General features: G+C 71.6%; 23 protein-coding genes and 1 riboswitch. Of the genes, 12 read left to right on the top strand and 11 right to left on the bottom strand.

Going from position 1 to position 17,173, the window contains the following annotated elements; translation table 11 throughout:
* Positions 1-158: 158 nt before the first annotated feature.
* Together LG391_RS10075 and LG391_RS10070 are read left to right on the top strand one after the other, a co-directional pair.
* Complete coding sequence (locus LG391_RS10075) at positions 159-491, top strand: helix-turn-helix transcriptional regulator (protein WP_225767881.1); 333 nt, start codon at positions 159-161, stop codon at positions 489-491.
* Between the two features lie 92 nt (positions 492-583).
* Positions 584-1,006, top strand: a complete 423-nt coding sequence (locus LG391_RS10070; RefSeq protein WP_225767880.1) for a nuclear transport factor 2 family protein — start codon at positions 584-586, stop codon at positions 1,004-1,006.
* A 9-nt stretch (positions 1,007-1,015) separates the two neighbouring features.
* Here LG391_RS10070 and LG391_RS10065 read toward each other — a convergent pair whose 3' ends face one another.
* The 6 genes from LG391_RS10065 to LG391_RS10040 form a co-directional block, all read right to left on the bottom strand.
* Positions 1,016-1,444, bottom strand: coding sequence for a nuclear transport factor 2 family protein (locus tag LG391_RS10065; protein WP_225767879.1), 429 nt, complete (start codon positions 1,442-1,444; stop codon positions 1,016-1,018).
* Between the two features lie 109 nt (positions 1,445-1,553).
* Complete coding sequence (locus tag LG391_RS10060) at positions 1,554-1,997, bottom strand: nuclear transport factor 2 family protein (protein ID WP_225767878.1); 444 nt, start codon at positions 1,995-1,997, stop codon at positions 1,554-1,556.
* A gap of 71 nt (positions 1,998-2,068) precedes the next feature.
* The gene (locus LG391_RS10055; RefSeq protein WP_225767877.1) at positions 2,069-2,488 is read right to left on the bottom strand and encodes a glyoxalase/bleomycin resistance/extradiol dioxygenase family protein; all 420 of its coding nucleotides are present in this window, start codon (positions 2,486-2,488) and stop codon (positions 2,069-2,071) included.
* 104 nt (positions 2,489-2,592) lie between these two features.
* A complete protein-coding gene (locus LG391_RS10050; protein ID WP_225767876.1) occupies positions 2,593-3,849 on the bottom strand; it encodes an RNA polymerase sigma factor in 1,257 nt (418 codons plus the stop codon).
* Positions 3,846-4,220, bottom strand: coding sequence for a YciI family protein (locus tag LG391_RS10045; RefSeq protein ID WP_225767875.1), 375 nt, complete (start codon positions 4,218-4,220; stop codon positions 3,846-3,848). Before LG391_RS10045 ends, LG391_RS10050 begins: the two co-directional genes overlap by 4 nt.
* 75 nt (positions 4,221-4,295) lie before the next feature.
* Positions 4,296-5,135, bottom strand: coding sequence for an aminoglycoside phosphotransferase family protein (locus LG391_RS10040; RefSeq protein WP_225767874.1), 840 nt, complete (start codon positions 5,133-5,135; stop codon positions 4,296-4,298).
* A gap of 103 nt (positions 5,136-5,238) precedes the next feature.
* On the opposite strand from LG391_RS10040, the gene LG391_RS10035 reads away from it, so the two are divergent.
* On the top strand, positions 5,239-5,922 hold the full coding sequence (locus LG391_RS10035) for a bifunctional 2-polyprenyl-6-hydroxyphenol methylase/3-demethylubiquinol 3-O-methyltransferase UbiG (RefSeq protein ID WP_225767873.1): 684 nt from the start codon (positions 5,239-5,241) through the stop codon (positions 5,920-5,922).
* Positions 5,923-5,925: 3 nt separating this feature from the next.
* On the opposite strand, the gene xseA is transcribed toward LG391_RS10035, so the two are convergent.
* On the bottom strand, positions 5,926-7,431 hold the full coding sequence (xseA, locus tag LG391_RS10030) for an exodeoxyribonuclease VII large subunit (protein WP_225767872.1): 1,506 nt from the start codon (positions 7,429-7,431) through the stop codon (positions 5,926-5,928).
* A 55-nt stretch (positions 7,432-7,486) separates the two neighbouring features.
* Here xseA and purD point away from each other — a divergent pair, with 55 nt between their 5' ends.
* Both purD and greB read left to right on the top strand, forming a co-directional pair.
* The gene (gene purD, locus LG391_RS10025; protein WP_225767871.1) at positions 7,487-8,746 is read left to right on the top strand and encodes a phosphoribosylamine--glycine ligase; all 1,260 of its coding nucleotides are present in this window, start codon (positions 7,487-7,489) and stop codon (positions 8,744-8,746) included.
* A gap of 44 nt (positions 8,747-8,790) precedes the next feature.
* A complete protein-coding gene (gene greB / locus LG391_RS10020) occupies positions 8,791-9,342 on the top strand; it encodes a transcription elongation factor GreB (RefSeq protein ID WP_225767870.1) in 552 nt (183 codons plus the stop codon).
* 4 nt (positions 9,343-9,346) lie between these two features.
* Here greB and LG391_RS10015 read toward each other — a convergent pair whose 3' ends face one another.
* Together LG391_RS10015 and LG391_RS10010 are read right to left on the bottom strand one after the other, a co-directional pair.
* A complete protein-coding gene (locus LG391_RS10015) occupies positions 9,347-9,838 on the bottom strand; it encodes a GAF domain-containing protein (RefSeq protein WP_225767869.1) in 492 nt (163 codons plus the stop codon).
* A gap of 61 nt (positions 9,839-9,899) precedes the next feature.
* Positions 9,900-10,199: a helix-turn-helix transcriptional regulator gene (locus LG391_RS10010; protein ID WP_225767868.1), complete on the bottom strand. Its 300-nt coding sequence runs from the start codon at positions 10,197-10,199 to the stop codon at positions 9,900-9,902.
* 66 nt (positions 10,200-10,265) lie between these two features.
* Here LG391_RS10010 and LG391_RS10005 point away from each other — a divergent pair, with 66 nt between their 5' ends.
* Positions 10,266-11,183, top strand: coding sequence for a PhzF family phenazine biosynthesis protein (locus LG391_RS10005; RefSeq protein ID WP_225767867.1), 918 nt, complete (start codon positions 10,266-10,268; stop codon positions 11,181-11,183).
* Positions 11,184-11,260: 77 nt separating this feature from the next.
* Here LG391_RS10005 and LG391_RS10000 read toward each other — a convergent pair whose 3' ends face one another.
* Complete coding sequence (locus tag LG391_RS10000; protein WP_225769333.1) at positions 11,261-11,695, bottom strand: nucleoside deaminase; 435 nt, start codon at positions 11,693-11,695, stop codon at positions 11,261-11,263.
* A 123-nt stretch (positions 11,696-11,818) separates the two neighbouring features.
* Between LG391_RS10000 and LG391_RS09995 the strand changes: the two genes are divergently transcribed.
* Positions 11,819-12,784: a pseudouridine synthase gene (locus tag LG391_RS09995; RefSeq protein WP_374200738.1), complete on the top strand. Its 966-nt coding sequence runs from the start codon at positions 11,819-11,821 to the stop codon at positions 12,782-12,784.
* Entirely contained in the window at positions 12,753-13,319 is a 567-nt protein-coding gene (gene rsmD / locus LG391_RS09990; protein WP_308013040.1) for a 16S rRNA (guanine(966)-N(2))-methyltransferase RsmD, read from the top strand. The genes LG391_RS09995 and rsmD overlap by 32 nt, the downstream gene beginning before the upstream one ends.
* A gap of 57 nt (positions 13,320-13,376) precedes the next feature.
* On the opposite strand, the gene LG391_RS09985 is transcribed toward rsmD, so the two are convergent.
* Positions 13,377-13,880 (bottom strand): 6,7-dimethyl-8-ribityllumazine synthase, encoded by a 504-nt coding sequence (locus tag LG391_RS09985; protein ID WP_374200737.1) that lies wholly within the window; start codon positions 13,878-13,880, stop codon positions 13,377-13,379.
* 67 nt (positions 13,881-13,947) lie between these two features.
* Positions 13,948-14,106: riboswitch (FMN riboswitch) on the bottom strand.
* A gap of 172 nt (positions 14,107-14,278) precedes the next feature.
* Here LG391_RS09985 and LG391_RS09980 point away from each other — a divergent pair.
* The 4 genes from LG391_RS09980 (at position 14,279) to LG391_RS09965 (ending at position 17,167) form a co-directional block, all read left to right on the top strand.
* Entirely contained in the window at positions 14,279-14,704 is a 426-nt protein-coding gene (locus tag LG391_RS09980) for a GFA family protein (protein WP_225767865.1), read from the top strand.
* A 187-nt stretch (positions 14,705-14,891) separates the two neighbouring features.
* Positions 14,892-15,281, top strand: coding sequence for an adenosylmethionine decarboxylase (speD, locus tag LG391_RS09975; protein WP_225767864.1), 390 nt, complete (start codon positions 14,892-14,894; stop codon positions 15,279-15,281).
* On the top strand, positions 15,274-16,392 hold the full coding sequence (locus tag LG391_RS09970) for an NAD(P)-dependent oxidoreductase (RefSeq protein ID WP_225767863.1): 1,119 nt from the start codon (positions 15,274-15,276) through the stop codon (positions 16,390-16,392). The genes speD and LG391_RS09970 overlap by 8 nt, the downstream gene beginning before the upstream one ends.
* Complete coding sequence (locus tag LG391_RS09965) at positions 16,382-17,167, top strand: class I SAM-dependent methyltransferase (protein WP_225767862.1); 786 nt, start codon at positions 16,382-16,384, stop codon at positions 17,165-17,167. The genes LG391_RS09970 and LG391_RS09965 overlap by 11 nt, the downstream gene beginning before the upstream one ends.
* Positions 17,168-17,173: the final 6 nt, after the last annotated feature.

The following is a 17,173-nucleotide window of genomic DNA, read 5'->3' as shown; positions in this document are numbered from 1 at the left end:
CTCCTTCCGTCGGATTCGATTCGTCCGACTGTACGCAGATTATCGTACTTTTGAACAGTACTAGAATTTGCGTACGATCGGGATGAAGCGATCCTCGCCACCCGACCGCGGAAGGCCAGCGGTTTGACTGTACGCGTATCGTCGCCTATCTATCGGGAATGATCACCCCGCAGCATCCCGACCGGCACCAGATCCGGCTGGAGAACGTCCTGGCCGCGCTGGGGCATCCGATGCGGCTCACCGTGATCCGCGTCCTGGCGGAGGGCGGAGAGCATGCCTGCGGCACGGTGCTGAAGAACGTGTCGAAATCGACCCTGACCCATCACTGGCGAGTGCTGCGCGACAGCGGCGTGATCTGGCAGCGCCCGTCCGGCCGCGAGAACCTGCTGTCGCTGCGGCGCGACGACCTCGACGCCCGCTTCCCTGGGCTGCTCGATGCGCTGATCGGCGCCGTCCGGGCCGATGCCGGGGCTTCGCACCCCAAAGGCTGATCCGGCGAGACGTTTCGGCCTTCGTCGAAACATTCGCACGGCCGGCCGACACGTCATCGGCCTAGGCTTCCATCAACCTGATGGAGGTCGCGATGAACACCGATGCCGAAATCCGCCGGATCTACGAGCGCTGGCACGAGACCGTCCGCGGCCGCGACCTCGACGGCCTGGTGGCGCTCTATGCCGAGGACGCGGTGCTGGAGACGCCGCTGATCCTGGCGACCCTGCCGGAGCTCGGGGAAGGCGTGCTGCGTGGCCGGGAGCCGATCCGGTCCTTCTTCGCAGCCGGGCTGCGCACCCTGCAGGGCGAGCTGAGCCGCTGGTACCGCACCGGCACCTTCTACGCCAACGGCCGGCAGCTGGTCTGGGAATACCCGCGCGAGACGCCGCAGGGCGATCAGGTCGATCTGGTCGAGGTCATGGACATCGAGCGCGGCCTGATCGCCCACCACCGGGTCTATTGGGGTTGGGTCGGGGTCCGGCTGCTGGCGCCGGCGCTGAACCGGACCGCCTGACCCGGCGCCTCAGGGCTTCAGGTCCACCGCCGCCCGCAGGCTGCCGTCCATGTAGAAGGGCACGGATTCGTGCTCGTGCACGATGGTCCAGCCGCCGGCGGCGCGGCGCAGGCCGAGGGTGATGCGGAACCACAGCTCGACCGTCTCGCCGTCGATCTTGGTGCCGGTCATCCGGGCGAAGCCGTGGCAGAAGGCGACGTCGCCGTCCGCCGCGATGCCGAGGTCGTGGATCTCGTAGCCGATCGGGCCACGCCAAGTGGCGAACCACTCGTCCAGCCCCTCGGTCCCGGATTCGACGGTCCGCAGCGGCGGCGCCAGGGAGTAGAGGACATAGTCGGCGGCCTGGCAGGCGACGACGCCCTTGGCATCCTTGCGGCGCAGCGCTGCCGAGCGCTCCTGGATCAGGGCGCGGATCGGGGCTTCGTTGGTGTTGGCCAAGGGGTTCTCCTCTGTCTCAAGTCCATTCTCTGGACATCTGATCGCCCATCACCCGGTCTACCGGGGCTGGGTAGGACCGCCTGACCCGGCGCTCCAGGGCTTCAGGGCTTCAGGGCTTCAGGTCCACCGCCGCCCGCAGGCTGCCATCCATGTAGAAGGGCACGGATTCGTGCTCATGCACGATGGTCCAACCCTCGGTGGTCCGGCGCAGGCCCAGGGTGAGGCGAAACCACAGGTCGACCGTCTCGCCGTCGGTCTTGGTGCCGCTCATCCGGGCGAAACCGTGGCAGAAGGCGACATCGCCGCCAGCCGCGATGTCGAGGTCGCGGACCTCGTAGCCGATCGGCCCGTACCAGGTGGCGAACCAGCCGTCCACGTCCTCGACGCTCGCCTGGTCGGCTGCCAGCGGCGACCCCATGGAGTACAGGGAGAACAGGGCGTAGTCCGCGGCCTGGCGGGCGACGAAGCCCTCGGCGTCCTTGCGGCGCAGCGCCGCCGCGCGCTCCTCGATCAGGGCGCGGATCTCGGATTCGCTGTCATGCTGGCCGGTCATTTCTTCCTCCATCGCATCACGGAAGCCGGCGAACGGCGCATGTCCTTCCGCCGGCATCTCGCCGAACGGCCTCAGGACTTGACCGGCGCGTTCATCGCCCAGGCGATGCCGAACGGGTCCTTCAGCCGGCCCCACCGGTCGCCCCAGAACATCACGTCCAGCGGCACCTCGACCGTGCAACCGGCATCGACCGCCCGCTTCCACCAGGCGTCGATCTCGTCCGCCTTGAGGATGAGCTGCAGGGTGAAGGCCTGCGGCGGCTCGAAGGCGAAGCCATGCTCCGGATAGAAGTCGGAGATCATCAGCGAGCTGCCGTTGACATGGGCGTGGACATGCATGGTCCGCCCCTTCTCGTCGGGCGGCACCGAATAGACCGTCTTCGCGCCGAAGGCCTTCTCGTAGAACTCGGCGGCCTTCGACGCTCCCTCGACGTTCACATAGGCGACCAGGCCGCCGAGGACCGGGGGAGCTGCATCTGTCGTCTGGGCCATGACGTCCTCCTGATTTCTCTTTCGCGCCGCGGCGGATGCCGCGCGCCTGCCTCAAGGACGGCCGGGCCGCAGCGGCGCCGACACGGCCTCGAAATTTTCCGGTCTCAGCCGGCCGTCCCGTCCTGCTGCAGCCGGTCGAGATGCATCCGGATATGGGCGGCCTCGGCCGCGGTGTTGGCCAGGGCGATGGCCCGGTTGAAGGCCTCGCGCGCCTCGCCGAAGCGGCCGAGCTGCTGCAGCAGCGCCCCCCGCACGCCGAAGAAGTAGAAGTAGCCGGACAGGCGCGGCGCCAGCGGCTCGATCATCTCCAGCGCCGCCTGCGGGCCGCGCAGCTTCGCCACGGCGACCGCCCGGTTGAGCGTGACCACCGGCGAGGGCTGCAGCCGCTCGAGCGTGGCGTAGAGCATGTCGATCTGCGCCCAGTCGGTGTCCTGCGCCCGCGCCGCCCGGGCGTGCAGCGCCGCGATCGCCGCCTGCACCTGGTAGGGGCCGGGCTGGCGATGGCGGATCGCCTTGTCGATCAGGGCCAGCCCCTCGGCGATCATGGCGCGGTTCCACAGGCTGCGGTCCTGGTCCTCCAGCAGCACGATGCCGCCCTCGGCGTCGAAGCGCGCCGGCGCCCGCGAGTGCTGAAGCAGCAGGAGCGCGGTGAGGCCCATGATCTCCGGCTCGGCCGGGAACAGCCGCAGCAGAAGCCGGGCCAGGCGGATCGCCTCGTCGCACAGCGGCGCGCGCAGCGGCGCTTCCTCGCTGTTGGCGGCGGAATAGCCCTCGTTGAACACCAGGTAGATCATGGCGGCGACGATGGCCAGACGCTGCGCCCGCTCTGGCGCGCCCGGCGTCTCGAACGGCACGCCGGCGTTCGCCACCTTGGCCTTGGCCCGGGTGATGCGCTGCTCCATCGCGCTCTCGCCGACCAGGAAGGCGCGGGCGATCTGCTTCACCGAGAGGCCGGAGACGATGCGCAGCGCCAGCGCAATCTGCTGCGTCGTCGGCAGGTCGGGATGGCAGCAGATGAACAGAAGCCGCAGGATGTCGTCGCGGTACTCGGCGCCATCCAGCCGCTCGGCCAGGTCGGTCTCGGCGTCCTCCAGGTCGGACAGCACCTCGTCCGGCGGCAGCGGCTCCTGCTTCCGGCCGCGGCGCACGCCGTCGAGGGCGGCGTTGCGGCCGACGAAGATCAGCCAAGCGGCCGGGTCGCGCGGCGGCCCCTTCTGCGGCCAGGTCTTCAGCGCCCGGAGACAGGCCTCCTGGAACGCCTCCTCCGCCGTGTCGAGGTCCCGGAAATAGCGCAGCAGCGCACCGAGAGCCTGGGGACGGGCGGAGGCGAAGGCCGTGTCGATCCAGGCGATGTCGTTCATGATCCAGCTGTCCCAGGCTTGAAGATGCGGATCGGGCGGATCTCATAGGCCCCCCCGGGATTGGCGCGCGCGAGGTCGCGCACGATGTCCAGCACCTCGTCCAGCGAGGCGCAGTCGAAGGTGTAGAAGCCCAGAAGCTGCTCCTTGGTCTCGGCGAAGGGGCCGTCGATCACCAGCGCTTCGCCGCCCGCGCCCAGGCGTAGGGTGGCGGCGGCGGTGGTCGGCAGCAGCCGGGCGACCGGCCCGATCTTGCCCTGCCGGGCCAGCGGCTCCTGCACCGCGGCCAACCGGGTCATGACGGCGTCGTCTTCGGCCTTGCTCCAGGCCTCCGTCACGGCTTCGTTGTGGTAGCAGAGGACGGCGTACAGCATCCGGGTGTTTCCTTCTTCCTCCCGAGGACGAAGGAGTATGCCCGGCGCCGACACGGCCGGCAAAAAATGCGGCCGTCAGCCCCCGCCCAGCTCCGCCAGCGCCATCTCCGCCACCGCCAGGTCGATCGCCGGGTGGTCGCCGTCGTCGAGGCTCCAGACGGCGGACAGGCCGGCCGCGGCCAGCACCCAGCGCAGCAGCCGGCCGCGCTCCATCCCCGCCGCCTCGGCCACCACCGCCGCCCGCCGGGCCAGGCGGCCGGGTTGCGTGGTCACGGCCCGGTCCGGTGCCGCGAGGGCCGGCGCGCCGGGGAAGCCCATGTCGGGGTTGGTGAAGATGCTGCCGAAATCATAGCCGCGGTCGCCGACCAGGTGCCGGGGGTCGATCGCCAGCCAGCCGCGCGGGCCGAAATCCAGCACGTTGTCGTGGTGCAGGTCGCCATGCAGGGTGACGATGTCGCGCCGCTCCGCCAGCAGCTCGCGGGCGACGGCGGCGGCGCGGGCCACGACGCCGCCATGGCGGCCGCCGCCCAGGGTCAGCGGCTCGAACCACCGCTCCAACGGCAGCAGCCCGTCCGGCAGCGGCCGGCCGCGCGGCGCGTGCAGCCGGTTCGCGGCGTCGCACAGTATGCGGCAGGACTCGTCGTCCTGCCCCTGCAGCGCCATGGCGGTCAGCGAGCCCGGGCCGGTGGCGCGCTCCAGCAGCAGCGTGTCGCCGTGCTGGGCCAGCACCATCGCCGCGCCCTCCCCGGTCCAGTACTGCATCAGGAGGCAGCCGAGCTTCTCGTCCTCGTTGACCGGCTGCTTGATCATCGCCGGCAGGTCGCCGCAGCGCACCGCCAGCAGCCGGCTGCCATGGGTGACGATCGGCTCGCCGTCCGGCACCAGGCCCCAGCGGGCCAAGTCTTCCTCGAACATCCTCGATCCTTGGTTGCGGCACTCAGGGGCAAGGGAGACGGGCTTCAAGGGATGCCCCGTCATCGCCATCTCCGCCAGAGTGTTCCGACGGAGGAGGCCTTCGATGGGATCCCGGATCCGCTTCACCGGCACCGGGCCGGGCGCGCGCACCCAGGACGGCTGCGCCGTCGAGCTGTATCGGCGCCTGGAGGCGGACAACGAGCCCGAGATCATTGCCGCCGTGGTCCCGGCCGGCGGCTCGATCCTGGAGCTCGGCTCGGGCCCGGGCCGCGTCACCCATCCGCTGATCGCCCGCGGCTATGCCGTGACCGCGGTCGACAACTCGGCCGAGATGCTGGCTCACATCAAGGGCGCGGAGACGGTGCAGGCCGATATCGAGGGGCTCGATCTCGGCCGCAGCTTCGACGCGGTGCTGCTGGCCAGCACCCTGATCAACTTCCCCGACGCGGCGACGCGCGCCGCCCTGCTCGCCACCTGCCGGCGCCACATCCGGCCGGGCGGCGCAGTGCTGATCGAGCGGCGCAACCCCGACACCTTCGCGGCGCTGCGCCCCGGGCCGGCCGGGGAGGAGGCCGGCATCCGCCATGTCATCGAATCGGTGCGGCATGACGGCCGCCTGGCTCACATCGTCCTCCGCTCGGAAGCGGCCGACGCGACGTGGACGCAGAGCTATACCCACGAACTGATGGACGACTCGCAGATGGCGAGCGAACTGACCTCTGCCGGGCTGCGGCTGGTCCGCTGGCTCGATCCGCCGCGCCGTTGGGCCCTGGCGGAACCGGCGTAGCGCCTACAGCAGCGTCCCCTGCTCCGGCTTCGGGTCCGGCGCGCGGGCGGGGCGGGGCGGCTTGCTGCCGCCGATCACCGCCGGGGCCTCGCCGTCCTGGAAGCGGATCGACACGGCCCGGCCGGGGGGCGCCTCCTGCGCCGAGCCCCGGGCGTGCCCGGTCGCCGGGGCCAGCACCAGGGTATAGCCGCGGCGCAGCACGTCGACATAGGAGTAGCTCTCCAGCAGCCGGCCGGCGGCGGCCAGCCGCGCCGCGCGGTCCGCCAGGGCGCGCTGCACCGGCTCCGGCCCGAAGCGGCCGGACAGGGCGTGGAACCGTTCGGCCGGGCGATGGGGCAGGCGGGGGCCGCAGGCGGTCAGGCGGTCGCCGAGCTGGGAAAGGTGCCGTGCCGTCTCCGCCACCTGGCGGCGCGGATGCGGCAGCCGGGCGCCGAGTTCGGCCAGCCAGGAGCGGCAGCGCTCGACCCGGCCGAGCGCGGCGCGGTCCAGCCGCTCGCCGCGGTCGTCCAGCCGCTGCATCGCCGTCTCGATCAGCCGCGCCGGGTCGCCCAGGCCACGGCGCAGCGCGTCGAGCCGGGTGCGGTGCTCGCCGAACAGCCGGGCGGTGCCGGCTTCGAGGCGGCGGGCGCAGTCCAGCACCCGGCCCAGCAGCTCGGCCCGCACCGGCACCGCCATCTCTGCCGCCGCGGTCGGGGTCGGGGCGCGGCGGTCGGCGGCGTAGTCGATCAAAGTGGTGTCGGTCTCATGCCCGACGGCGGAGATCAGCGGGATGGCGCTGGCCGCGGCGGCGCGTACCACGATCTCCTCGTTGAACGGCATCAGGTCTTCCAGGCTGCCGCCGCCGCGGGCGACGATCAGCAGGTCCGGCCGTGGCACCGGGCCGCCGGGCGGGAGCGCGTTGAAGCCCTCGATCGCCGCCGCCACCTGCCCCGCCGCGCTGTCGCCCTGCACCGCCACCGGCCAGACCAGGACGTGGCGCGGGAAGCGGTCGGACAGGCGGTGCAGGATGTCGCGGATCACCGCGCCGGTCGGCGAGGTGACGACGCCGATCACCCGCGGCAGGAAGGGCAGCGCCCGCTTGCGCGCGGCCTCGAACAGCCCTTCGGCGGCGAGGCGGCGGCGGCGCTCCTCCAGCATCTTGAGGATGGCGCCCTCGCCCGCCAGCTCCATCTGCTCGATCACCATCTGGTACTGCGAGCGCGAGCCGTAGATGGTCAGCCGGCCGGTGCAGACCACCTCCATCCCCTGCTCCGGCCGCACCATCAGGCGCGGCAGCTGGCCCTTCCAGATCACCGATTCGAGGGTGCAGCTGTCGTCCTTGAGCGTCAGGTAGACATGGCCGGAGCGCGGCACGGTGACCTTGCCGATCTCGGCGCGCACGCGGACCAGGCCGAACTCGCCCTCGATCGTGCGCTTCAGCGCGCCGGTCAGCTCGGCGATGGTGAATTCCGGCAGGTTGGAGCCGGGGCGGCCCTGAGGGGCAGCGGGGGTGTCGTTTTGCTCGGTCATGCTGCGGCCACCATGCTAAACCCCTGCCGTTCGAGCAAGTGAGACGGGTCCTTCGATGCGCATCCTTCTGGTCGGCGGCGGCGGCCGCGAACATGCCCTGGCCTGGGCGATCGCCGCTTCCCCCCTGTGCACCACGCTGTTCTGCGCGCCGGGCAACGCCGGCATCGCCAAGGAGGCGACCTGCGTGCCGATCGCGGCCGAGGATGTCGACGGGCTGGTCAGGTTCGCCCGAGAGAACGCGATCGACTTCGTCGTGGTCGGGCCGGAGGCGCCGCTGGTGGCGGGCCTTGTCGACCGGCTGACCGAGGCCGAGATCAAGGCCTTCGGCCCGACAGCATCGGCCGCCGCGCTGGAGGGGTCGAAGGGCTTCACCAAGGACCTGTGCGCGAAATACGGCATCCCGACCGCGCGCTACCGCCGCTTCACCGAAGCGGCCGGGGCCAAGGCCTATATCGCCGCCGAAGGCGCGCCGATCGTGGTCAAGGCCGATGGGCTGGCCGCCGGCAAGGGCGTGGTGGTGGCCGCGACCGTGGAGGAGGCCCAGGCCGCGGTCGACACGATGCTGACCGAGGGCGGCTTCGGCGCCGCCGGCGCCTCGATCGTGGTCGAGGAGTGCCTGACCGGACCGGAGCTGAGCTTCTTCGCCCTATGCGACGGCGAGAGCGCGCTGCCGCTGGCCACCGCCCGCGACCACAAGCGGGCCTTCGACCACGACCAGGGCCCGAACACCGGCGGCATGGGTGCCGTCTCGCCGCATCCGCTGGCGACGCCGGAGCTCGAGGCCCGGATCATGGCCGAGATCGTGCAGCCGACCTTGCGCGCCATGGCGGCCGAGGGCACGCCGTTCCGCGGCATCCTGTTTGCCGGGCTGATGCTGACCGAGCGCGGGCCGCAGCTGATCGAGCACAATGTCCGCTTCGGCGACCCGGAATGCGAGACGCTGCTGCCGCGGCTGAACTCGGACCTGCTGACCGCCCTGATCGCCGCCGCCGACGGCGAGCTGCGGCACCTGACCCTGCGCTGGCGGCCGGAGGCGGCAGTGACGGTGGTGATGGCGGCGAAGGGCTATCCGGGCAACTACAACAAGGGCAGCTCGATCCGGGCGCTGGACGAGGCCGTGCAGGTGCCGGGCACCATCGTCTTCCACGCCGGCACGAAGGCGGAAGCCGACGGCACCGTCACCGCCCAGGGCGGCCGGGTGCTGGCGGTGACCGCCCTGGGCGCCGACATCGCCGAGGCTCGGTCGCGGGCCTACCAGGCCGTCGACCGCATCGACTGGCCTGAGGGGTTCTGCCGAAGAGATATCGCGGTGTGACCACGTTTTTGAAACCTGCGGCCCGATCGGCGTAGACTGCCCGGATGAGCAAGGCCTTCACCAAAGAGACCGACACCGAGGAGGAGCTGGACGACGCGCCGGCGCCCTTGCCCGCGGGGTCGAAGAACTACATCACGCCCGAGGGCTTCCAGCGGCTGCAGGACGAGCTGAAGCAGCTGTGGCGGGTCGAGCGGCCGAAGGTGGTCGAGGTCGTGTCCTGGGCCGCCGGCAACGGCGACCGGTCGGAGAACGGCGACTACATCTACGGCAAGAAGCGGCTGCGCGAGATCGACCGCCGGGTGCGGTTCCTGACCAAGCGGCTGGAGATCGCCGAGGTGGTCGACCCGGCGCGCCAGACCAATCGCGACCGGGTCTATTTCGGCGCCACCGTGACCTATGTCGACGGCCAGGACCGCGAGCGCACGGTGCGCATCGTCGGCATCGACGAGACCCGGCCGGAAGAGGGCGAGATCAGCTGGATCTCCCCCCTCGCCCGCGCGCTGATGCGGGCGCAGGAAGGAGACGTGGTCGAGGTCCGCACCCCGGCCGGCATCGAGACCGCCGAGGTGATCGAGATCCGCTACGAGAACGGCTGAGCCGTCAGGCGCTGGCAGCGACCCAGAGAGCCGCGAGCGCCTCGATCCCGGCCTGGTCCTCGGCGTCGAAGCGATTGGGCAGCGGGCTGTCGAGGTCGAGCACGCCGATCACCCGGCCGTCCCGCAGCAGCGGCACCACCAGTTCGGACCGCGAGGCGGCGTCGCAGGCGATGTGGCCGGGAAAGGCGTGCACATCCGGCACCAGCACCGATACCCGACGCTCCGCCGCCGTGCCGCAGACGCCGCGGCCGAGCGGGATGCGGATGCAGGCCGGCTTGCCCTGGAACGGCCCGAGCACCAGCTCGCCCTCACTGCGCAGCAGGTAGAAGCCGGCCCAGTTCAGGTCCGGCAGGCCGTGATAGATCAGCGCCGACAGGTTGGCGGCGTTGGCGATGGCGTCGGTCTCGCCATGGAACAGCCCCTCCGCCTGGGAGAGCAGGTCGCGATAAGCCTCGGCCTTCGGCAGGGAGGGGTCAGGGCGTGCGGTCTGGAACATCGATCGGGCCTTGGTGTCGGGTCGTCCCGAACATAGGCACGAGACCGCCCGGCGGAAAGCCTCAGAGGGCGTCGACCATCGCCCGCGCCGCGCGGATCTTCTCCTCGTCGCGCTTGTAGAAGGTCCATTGCTTGATCCGCTTCGGCACCACCAGACCGGACTGGACCAGCACGCGCATATGCTCGCTCAGCGTCGGCTGGCTGATGCCGAGCTTGTCGGCGATGAACACGCCGCAGACCCCGTCCTCGACCAGGTCGCCATCGGCCTGCGGCGGGAAATGCGCGCGCGGATCCTTCAGCCACTCCAGGATCTGCAGGCGGCGCTCATTGGCCAGGGCGCGGAAGAGATTGGCTGGATACATTTCGGCACTTTGCCAAAGGGCAAACTCCTGTCAAGACTCGGGGCCTTGATCCGACAGGAGGCCGTGATGCGCCGCTTCGCCTTCGAGACCGTGGACGTGTTCACCGACCGCCGCTTCGGCGGCAACCAACTGGCGGTGTTCCCCGATGCGCGCGGCCTGTCGGACGGCGAGATGCAGTCTCTGGCCGCCGAGTTCAACCTGAGCGAGACGACCTTCGTGCTGCCGCCGGAGGACCCGGCGCACACGGCGCGGGTGCGGATCTTCAACCGGACCTACGAGATGCCCTTCGCGGGCCATCCCAATGTCGGCACCGGCTGCGTCCTGGCCCGGCACGGGCTGGACCGCGACGGCGTGCTGCTGTTCGAGGAGCTGTCCGGACTGGTCGAGGTGCGGGTCGAGCGCGACGCGGCCGGGGCCGTGACCGGCGCGGTGATCGCCGCGCCGCAGCCGCTGTCGACGCTGATGGAGCTGCCGGCCGAGGCGATCGCCGCCTGTGCCGGCCTGGCGCCGTCCGACGTGATCACCAGGGCGCACCAGCCGGTGCTGGCCTCGGTCGGCATCCCCTTCGTGCTGGTGGAGGTGAACGGCGAGGCGCTGACCCGCGCCACCCCGGACGTCGCCGCCTTCCGCCGCACCCAGGAGCAGTTCCCGAAGGTGGAGCGGCGCCTGTCGCTGCATCTCTACGCCCGCGACCCGGCCGCGCCGGACATCGCCGCGCCGGGCGGGGCCAGGATCCGCGCCCGGATGTTCGCGCCCTTGTCCGGCACCTATGAGGACCCGGCGACCGGCAGCGCCAACGCCACGCTGGGTGCCCTGCTGCTGTCGCTGTCCGGTGCCGAGGCCGGGCAGGCCGAGATCGTCCAGGGCGTCGAGATGGGCCGCCCGAGCCTGCTGCGCGTCGCCGCCCGCCGCGCCACGGACGGCATTCGCTCCACCGTCGGCGGCGGCTGCATCCCTGTGTTGAAGGGCGAGGCGGAGGTTTAGGGGCGTTAACCTTTCCCCTCCTTCGTCATTCCCGCGAAAGCGGGAATGACGACGAAAAGTGAAGGCTCCGCCGCCCCCTACCGCCGCGCCCGGAAGAACGCTCGCAGCAGCTCGCCTGCTTCCTCCGCACCCGGCGCCTGCTCCACCTGGGGGCGGTGGTGGCAGGTCTTCTGCTCGAAGAAGCGCGGGCCGTGCAGCACCGCGCCGCCCTTCGGGTCGAGGGCGGCGAACACCACCCGGCGGATGCGGGCGAAGGAGATGGCGCCGGCGCAGAGCGCGCAGGGCTCGAGCGTGACGTAGAGGTCGCAATCCGGCAGCCGCGGCCGGCCGCGCCGCCGCCCGGCCTCGCGGATCGCCAGCACCTCCGCGTGGGCGGTCGGGTCCGCCAGCTCCTCCACCCTATTGCCGGCCTTCGCCAGCACCGCGCCGGTCGCGGCCTCGACCAGCACCGCGCCGACCGGCACCTCGCCCCGCGCGGCCGCAGCTGCCGCCTCGTCCAGCGCCAGGCGCATATACGCCTCGGCCGGGTCGGCGGCGGGGTCGAGGGGGGACAGAATTGGCGGGTCGACGGGCACGGGTCAGATCCTCGAGTTTCGCGCTAACCCTGGCCGGGCGCTTCGCGCTAGACAAGGGCGATGAGCAAGAGTGACCCCAAGACCACCGTCGGGAAGACGGCGGGCGCCCCGGCCGCGACAGGCGCCGCGATGCCCGCCGGGAAACCGAAAGCCACCTTCAAGGACGGCGGCGAGAAGGACGGCGAGCGCGTCGCCAAGGTGCTGGCCCGGGCCGGGATGTGCTCCCGCCGCGAGGCCGAGCGCTGGATCGCCGAGGGCCGCGTGGCGCTGGACGGCAAGGTGCTGGAGACGCCGGCTGTGGTGGTGCCGCCCGGATCCGTCCTGACCGTCGACGGCCAGCCGGTGCCGGAGCCCGAGCGCACCCGGCTGTGGCGCTACCACAAGCCGGCCGGGCTGGTGACCACCCGGTCCGACCCGCAGGGCCGGCAGACCGTGTTCGACAACCTGCCGGAGGGGCTGCCGCGCGTGGTCTCGATCGGCCGGCTGGACCTGAACAGCGAAGGCCTGCTGCTGCTGACCAATGACGGCGAGCTGTCGCGCCGGCTGGAGCTGCCGTCGACCGGCTGGCCGCGCCGTTACCGCGTGCGGGTGCACGGCACCCCCGATCCCGTGAAGCTGGCGGGCCTCGCCAAGGGCATCACCGTCTCCGGCGTCCATTACGGCCCGATCGAGGCGGCGCTGGACAAGGTGCAGGGCGCCAATGCCTGGCTGACCGTCACCCTGCGCGAGGGCAAGAACCGCGAGGTGCGCAAGGTGATGGAGGCGATCGGCCTCAACGTGAACCGGCTGATCCGCGTCGCCTACGGCCCGTTCCAGCTGGGCACGCTGGAGAAGGGTGAGGCCGAGGAGATCAAGGCGTCGGTGCTGCGCGACCAGCTGGGCCGCTGGCTGGAGACCCATGAGGAGGAGCGGCCGACCCGCAAGCCGGCGCCCGCCAAACCGTCCCCGACCAAGCCGACAGGCTCCAGGCCCGCGACGGGCCCCGCCCCCCGCCATGCCCCTGCGCCTCGTCGCCGGCCGTCATAGGGGCCGTGCCCTCGCCGCCCCGCCGGACCGCGCCACCCGGCCAACGAGCGACCGGGTGCGCGAGGCGGTGTTCAACATCCTGGCCCATGCCGGCTACGGCCCCGACGGCGGCGACGCGGTGGCCGGCGCCGTGGTGCTGGACGCCTTCGCCGGCACCGGGGCGCTGGCCTTCGAGGCGCTGTCGCGCGGCGCCGCCGAGGCCTGGCTGTTCGACAGCTCGGCCGCGGCGCTGGGCTTCGCCCGCAAGAACGCCGAAGCACTGGGTGAGACGACCCGCGCGCATCTGCTGCGCGCCGACGCGTTGAAGCCACCGCCGGCGCGGGCGCAGGCGACGCTGCTGTTCCTCGACCCGCCCTACCGCCAGGCGCTGGTCGGCCCGGCGATCAAGGCGCTGTCCGCCGCCGGCTGGCTGGCGCCCGGCTGCCTGGTGGTGGCCGAGACCGCCGCCGACGAGCCGCCGGTGGAGGGCCTCACCCTGCTGGACGAACGCCGCTACGGCATCGCCCGCATCGGCTTCGGCCGGGTGGCGGGGTAGCGGACGGCTGCACAGATCGGGTCGCAACAAGCGAGCCCGATCTGTGCAGCGTGTCGCTCAGGCCGCCGCCCGCAGCCCCTGTCCGCGCAGCTTCGCCACCGCGGCGATGGTCTTGAGCGCGGCCTCCGCCGCCTCCTTGCCCTTGACCAGGAAATGCTCGCGGAAGAAGGCGGCGTGGGCCTCGTGCTCGTGGAAGCGCTGCGGCGTCAGCACCGCGGAGAGCACCGGCACCTCGGTGTCGAGCTGCACCCGCATCAGCGCGTCGATCACTGCGGTCGACACGAATTCGTGCCGGTAGATGCCGCCGTCGACGATGAAGCCGGTGGCGACGATGGCGTCGTAGCGGCCGGACTTGGCCAGCAGCTGGGCGTGCAGCGGGATCTCGAACACGCCCGGCACTTCGAACAGGTCGACCTCCGGCGCCGAGGCGCCCGCCTGGGCGATCTCCGCCAGGAAGGCGGTCTTGCACTGGTCGACGATGTCGCGGTGCCAGCACGCCTGGATGAAGGCGATGCGGGGCGCGTCGGTGCGGGAAGAAGACTGGGGCTGATTCATGGTCATCCTCATGCAACGGACCAGAATCAGGGCATACGGGACCGACCACCGGGATTCGCGCCCGGCCTGCCGTCCCCGTTCTCTTTCATCCGGACTGTGACCGTCGGCTTCGGAATCGCACCGAATCTGCTGACCCTGCCGGTCGCCCGGCAGGCGCTCGCGGGCTCGTGCACGGCCCTTGGGCCATGCCATCACCGCCGGTGGGGACTTCCACCCCGCCCTGAGAACGTCCGCCGCCCGGGGGATCCGGACGGCTGCGTCGAATATCGGAAGGCCGCGGAGGCTTGGCAAGGCCGGACGCGACATGGCGGTGGCGCGCCTGCGACATCGCCGGACGGGTCCGGCACAGTCGCTCCGCCCCGTCCGCCGCATCCTGGCGGCCTGGCGATCGGGGGAGGCAAGCGATGACGGACCGGACCGGCGGCTGCCTGTGCGGCGGGGTGCGCTATCGGGTGACGGGGCCGCTGCGCCAAGTGGTGGCCTGCCATTGCGGCCAGTGCCGCCGCACTTCCGGCCATTTCGCCGCCTTCACCGCCTGCGCCGCCGGCGACCTGGTGCTGGAGAGCGACCGTACGCTGCGCTGGTACCGCTCCTCGCCCGAGGCCGAGCGCGGCTTCTGCGGCGACTGCGGCAGCAGCCTGTTCTGGCGGCGGCTGGCGGCCCGCACCAGCCGGATCAGCATCTGCGCCGGCACGCTGGACGGCGCCACCGGGCTGTCGCTGATGGCGCATGCGTTTACGGCCGACAAGGGCGCCTACTACCGGATCGCCGATGACCTGCCGCGCTGGCCGGAGTCGATTCCAGGCTTGTCCGCCGGCCCGACCGACTGACCGGTGACGCCGCGCCGGGAACATCGCGGGGCGGGGTTAGGACAGAGGGCCCATCAGGCGCCCGGTATCGTCCGTCAGGTTGACCCGGGGCCCGCATAGATAAGCGCAGCGATACAGCATCCGGGACGCCTCATTTCAGGCGCAAGACAACACAGCCCGCGCAACAAGCGGGCCACGGAGGCATACGATGCACGATCACGCGGAGGTGACTGCCGTGACCAGCCGGGCTGCAGGCCTGGGGCGGCACGTATTGGCCGAATTCTGGGGTTGCAGCCGGATCGACGATCCGGGCGAGGTCGAAACCGCGCTGATCGATGCCGCCCGCGCGGCCGGGGCGACGGTCCTCAAAGCCAACCTGCATCATTTCGGCGAAGGCATGGGAGTCACCGGGATCCTGATGCTGGCCGAATCCCATATCAGCATCCATTCCTGGCCGGAGCTGAGCTACGCCGCCGTCGACGTCTTCGTCTGCGGCAAGGCGGACCCGCATCGCGCCATCGCGTCGCTGAAGCAGTCCTTCCTGCCGACCGACACGCATGTCACCGAACATGCCAGGGGAGTGCGCAGCCATGGCTGAGCGGTCGGTCTCCATCCTCAAGGAGCGGCGGAGCGGCGAGAAGCGCGTGATCCTGCTGCCGGATGCGGTGGGCGAGTTCACGCGGCGCGGCTACCGCGTCCTGGTCGAGGCCGAGGCCGGCGTCGCCGCCGGCTTCCCCGACCAGGCCTATGCGGCGGCTGGCGCGAGCATCGTCGACGGCGCCACGGCCTGGTCGGGCTCGGACGTCGTGTTCAAGTACAAGCCCCCGGGGCCGGAGGAATACCGTCATTTCCGGCCGGGCCTGCACCTGGCCAGCTTCATGCACGCCGAGGGCAACCTGGCGCTGGTCGAGGCGATGCGCGGCAGCGGCATGTCGGGCTATGCGCTGGAATTCTTCCGGACCGAACGCGGCGACTTTCCCGTGCCGGTGTCCGACAACGAGATCTCCGGCAAGCTGGCGATCCTGCTGGCCGCCTATCATCTGCAGGCGCATATGGGCGGCAGCGGCGTGCTGCTGTCGGATGTGCCGGGGGCGCCGCGGCCCAAGGTCGTGGTCATAGGCTACGGCAATGCCGGCGGCGGCGCGGCGCGGCTGGCGGCGTCGATGGGGGCGGAGGTGACGGTCTTCGGCACCCGCTGGGAGGGGCTGCGCCGGTTCACGGCGGGGATGCCGGCCAGTGTCCGTTGCCTCCTCAACGAACGCGAGGCCTTCGAGCGTGCGGTGCTGGAGGCGGATGTCGTGGTCGGCGCCATCCTGATCTCGACTTACGACACCCCGCCGATGCTGGACGAGGAGCTGGTGCGGCGGATGAAGCCGGGATCGGTGATCGTCGACGTCACCTGCGGCTACGGCAGCGGCTACATGCCCAGCTTCAGCCACCTGACCACCTATGACGCCCCGTTCTACGTCCGGCACGGCGTCCTGCACTGCAAGATCGACGCGATGCCGGCCTCGGTGCCGCTGACCGCCGCCCGGGCCACCAGCGCCAATGTCTGGCGCTACCTGATGGACCTGGCGCGGGACGTCCATGACGGCGTGGCCGACCCGGTGTCGCGCAACGGCTGCGTCGTCGCCGGCGGCGTGGTCGTCCATCCGGAGGTGCGGCGGCACATCGAGATGGTCGAAGGCGGGCTGGCGGATGCCGTATAGCCGGCGCGCGGCGGTCTACGACGTCGAATACACGGAGGAGCGCGACGTCGGCTTCATCCTCGGCCTGGTCGGCCAAGCGGCCCCGAGCGTGCTCGAGGTGCCCTGCGGCGCCGGCCGCCTGTCGCTGCGGATCGCCCCATATGCCGGGCGGCTGACCGTGGTCGACCTCGAGCCGGAGATGGTGGCGCGGACCGTTGCGGCGCTGGAGCGCGAGGGCCATGGCGGCCGGATCCGTGGCCGGGTCGCCGACATGCGGGAGCTGCGGCTGGAGGAGCGCTTCGACCTGGCGCTGATCCCGCGCGAGGCGCTGCAACTGCTGCCGCCGGAGGAAGGCCGCCAAGCCCTGGCCGCGGCCGCGGCGCATGTCGCGCCCGGCGGCCGGCTGGCCGTCGACCTCGCCACCTTCCTACCGGTGCCAGGCGGGGCGCCGGACCCGGACTATTACGACCCGGCCCGGACCGACGGGGTCTGGGCCACCGACTGGATCCGGACGCTGTCGGACGGGTCGCAGCTGGTCCGGCAATCGGCGCAGCACCATGACGGGATGTCGATCCGGTTCGACCTGCAGTACCGGGTGTTGCAGGGCGGCCGCGTCGCCGAGGACTGGGCGGCCGGCATGCGCCTGCATCGCTATAGCCGCGGCTGGATCGACGACGCCCGGCCCGACGGCATGGCGGTCGAGGCCGTCCATGGCGACTACGACGGATCGGATTTCACCGGCGATTCGCCCCGGCTGATCGCCCTCTATCGACGCGGTCCGGCCGCCGGCCGGTAGGAGGAA

Source organism: Inquilinus sp. Marseille-Q2685 (assembly GCF_916619195.1).
In the GTDB taxonomy this organism is placed as follows: Bacteria; Pseudomonadota; Alphaproteobacteria; order DSM-16000; family Inquilinaceae; genus Inquilinus.
Note: the sequence above shows the minus strand (reverse complement) of the source record. Positions and strands in the feature narration are given on the sequence as shown.

Bases quoted from the DNA above. Each gene is read 5' to 3' on its own strand.
- LG391_RS10075 (WP_225767881.1), top strand. From the start codon at position 159: ATGATCACCCCGCAGCATCCCGACCGGCACCAGATCCGGCTGGAGAAC.
- LG391_RS10070 (WP_225767880.1), top strand. From the start codon at position 584: ATGAACACCGATGCCGAAATCCGCCGGATCTACGAGCGCTGGCACGAG.
- LG391_RS10060 (WP_225767878.1), bottom strand. From the start codon at position 1,997: ATGACCGGCCAGCATGACAGCGAATCCGAGATCCGCGCCCTGATCGAG.
- LG391_RS10055 (WP_225767877.1), bottom strand. From the start codon at position 2,488: ATGGCCCAGACGACAGATGCAGCTCCCCCGGTCCTCGGCGGCCTGGTC.
- LG391_RS10050 (WP_225767876.1), bottom strand. From the start codon at position 3,849: ATGAACGACATCGCCTGGATCGACACGGCCTTCGCCTCCGCCCGTCCC.
- LG391_RS10045 (WP_225767875.1), bottom strand. From the start codon at position 4,220: ATGCTGTACGCCGTCCTCTGCTACCACAACGAAGCCGTGACGGAGGCC.
- LG391_RS10040 (WP_225767874.1), bottom strand. From the start codon at position 5,135: ATGTTCGAGGAAGACTTGGCCCGCTGGGGCCTGGTGCCGGACGGCGAG.
- LG391_RS10035 (WP_225767873.1), top strand. From the start codon at position 5,239: ATGGGATCCCGGATCCGCTTCACCGGCACCGGGCCGGGCGCGCGCACC.
- xseA (WP_225767872.1), bottom strand. From the start codon at position 7,431: ATGACCGAGCAAAACGACACCCCCGCTGCCCCTCAGGGCCGCCCCGGC.
- purD (WP_225767871.1), top strand. From the start codon at position 7,487: ATGCGCATCCTTCTGGTCGGCGGCGGCGGCCGCGAACATGCCCTGGCC.
- greB (WP_225767870.1), top strand. From the start codon at position 8,791: ATGAGCAAGGCCTTCACCAAAGAGACCGACACCGAGGAGGAGCTGGAC.
- LG391_RS10015 (WP_225767869.1), bottom strand. From the start codon at position 9,838: ATGTTCCAGACCGCACGCCCTGACCCCTCCCTGCCGAAGGCCGAGGCT.
- LG391_RS10010 (WP_225767868.1), bottom strand. From the start codon at position 10,199: ATGTATCCAGCCAATCTCTTCCGCGCCCTGGCCAATGAGCGCCGCCTG.
- LG391_RS10005 (WP_225767867.1), top strand. From the start codon at position 10,266: ATGCGCCGCTTCGCCTTCGAGACCGTGGACGTGTTCACCGACCGCCGC.
- LG391_RS10000 (WP_225769333.1), bottom strand. From the start codon at position 11,695: ATGCGCCTGGCGCTGGACGAGGCGGCAGCTGCGGCCGCGCGGGGCGAG.
- LG391_RS09995 (WP_374200738.1), top strand. From the start codon at position 11,819: ATGAGCAAGAGTGACCCCAAGACCACCGTCGGGAAGACGGCGGGCGCC.
- rsmD (WP_308013040.1), top strand. From the start codon at position 12,753: ATGCCCCTGCGCCTCGTCGCCGGCCGTCATAGGGGCCGTGCCCTCGCC.
- LG391_RS09985 (WP_374200737.1), bottom strand. From the start codon at position 13,880: ATGACCATGAATCAGCCCCAGTCTTCTTCCCGCACCGACGCGCCCCGC.
- LG391_RS09980 (WP_225767865.1), top strand. From the start codon at position 14,279: ATGACGGACCGGACCGGCGGCTGCCTGTGCGGCGGGGTGCGCTATCGG.
- speD (WP_225767864.1), top strand. From the start codon at position 14,892: ATGCACGATCACGCGGAGGTGACTGCCGTGACCAGCCGGGCTGCAGGC.
- LG391_RS09970 (WP_225767863.1), top strand. From the start codon at position 15,274: ATGGCTGAGCGGTCGGTCTCCATCCTCAAGGAGCGGCGGAGCGGCGAG.
- LG391_RS09965 (WP_225767862.1), top strand. From the start codon at position 16,382: ATGCCGTATAGCCGGCGCGCGGCGGTCTACGACGTCGAATACACGGAG.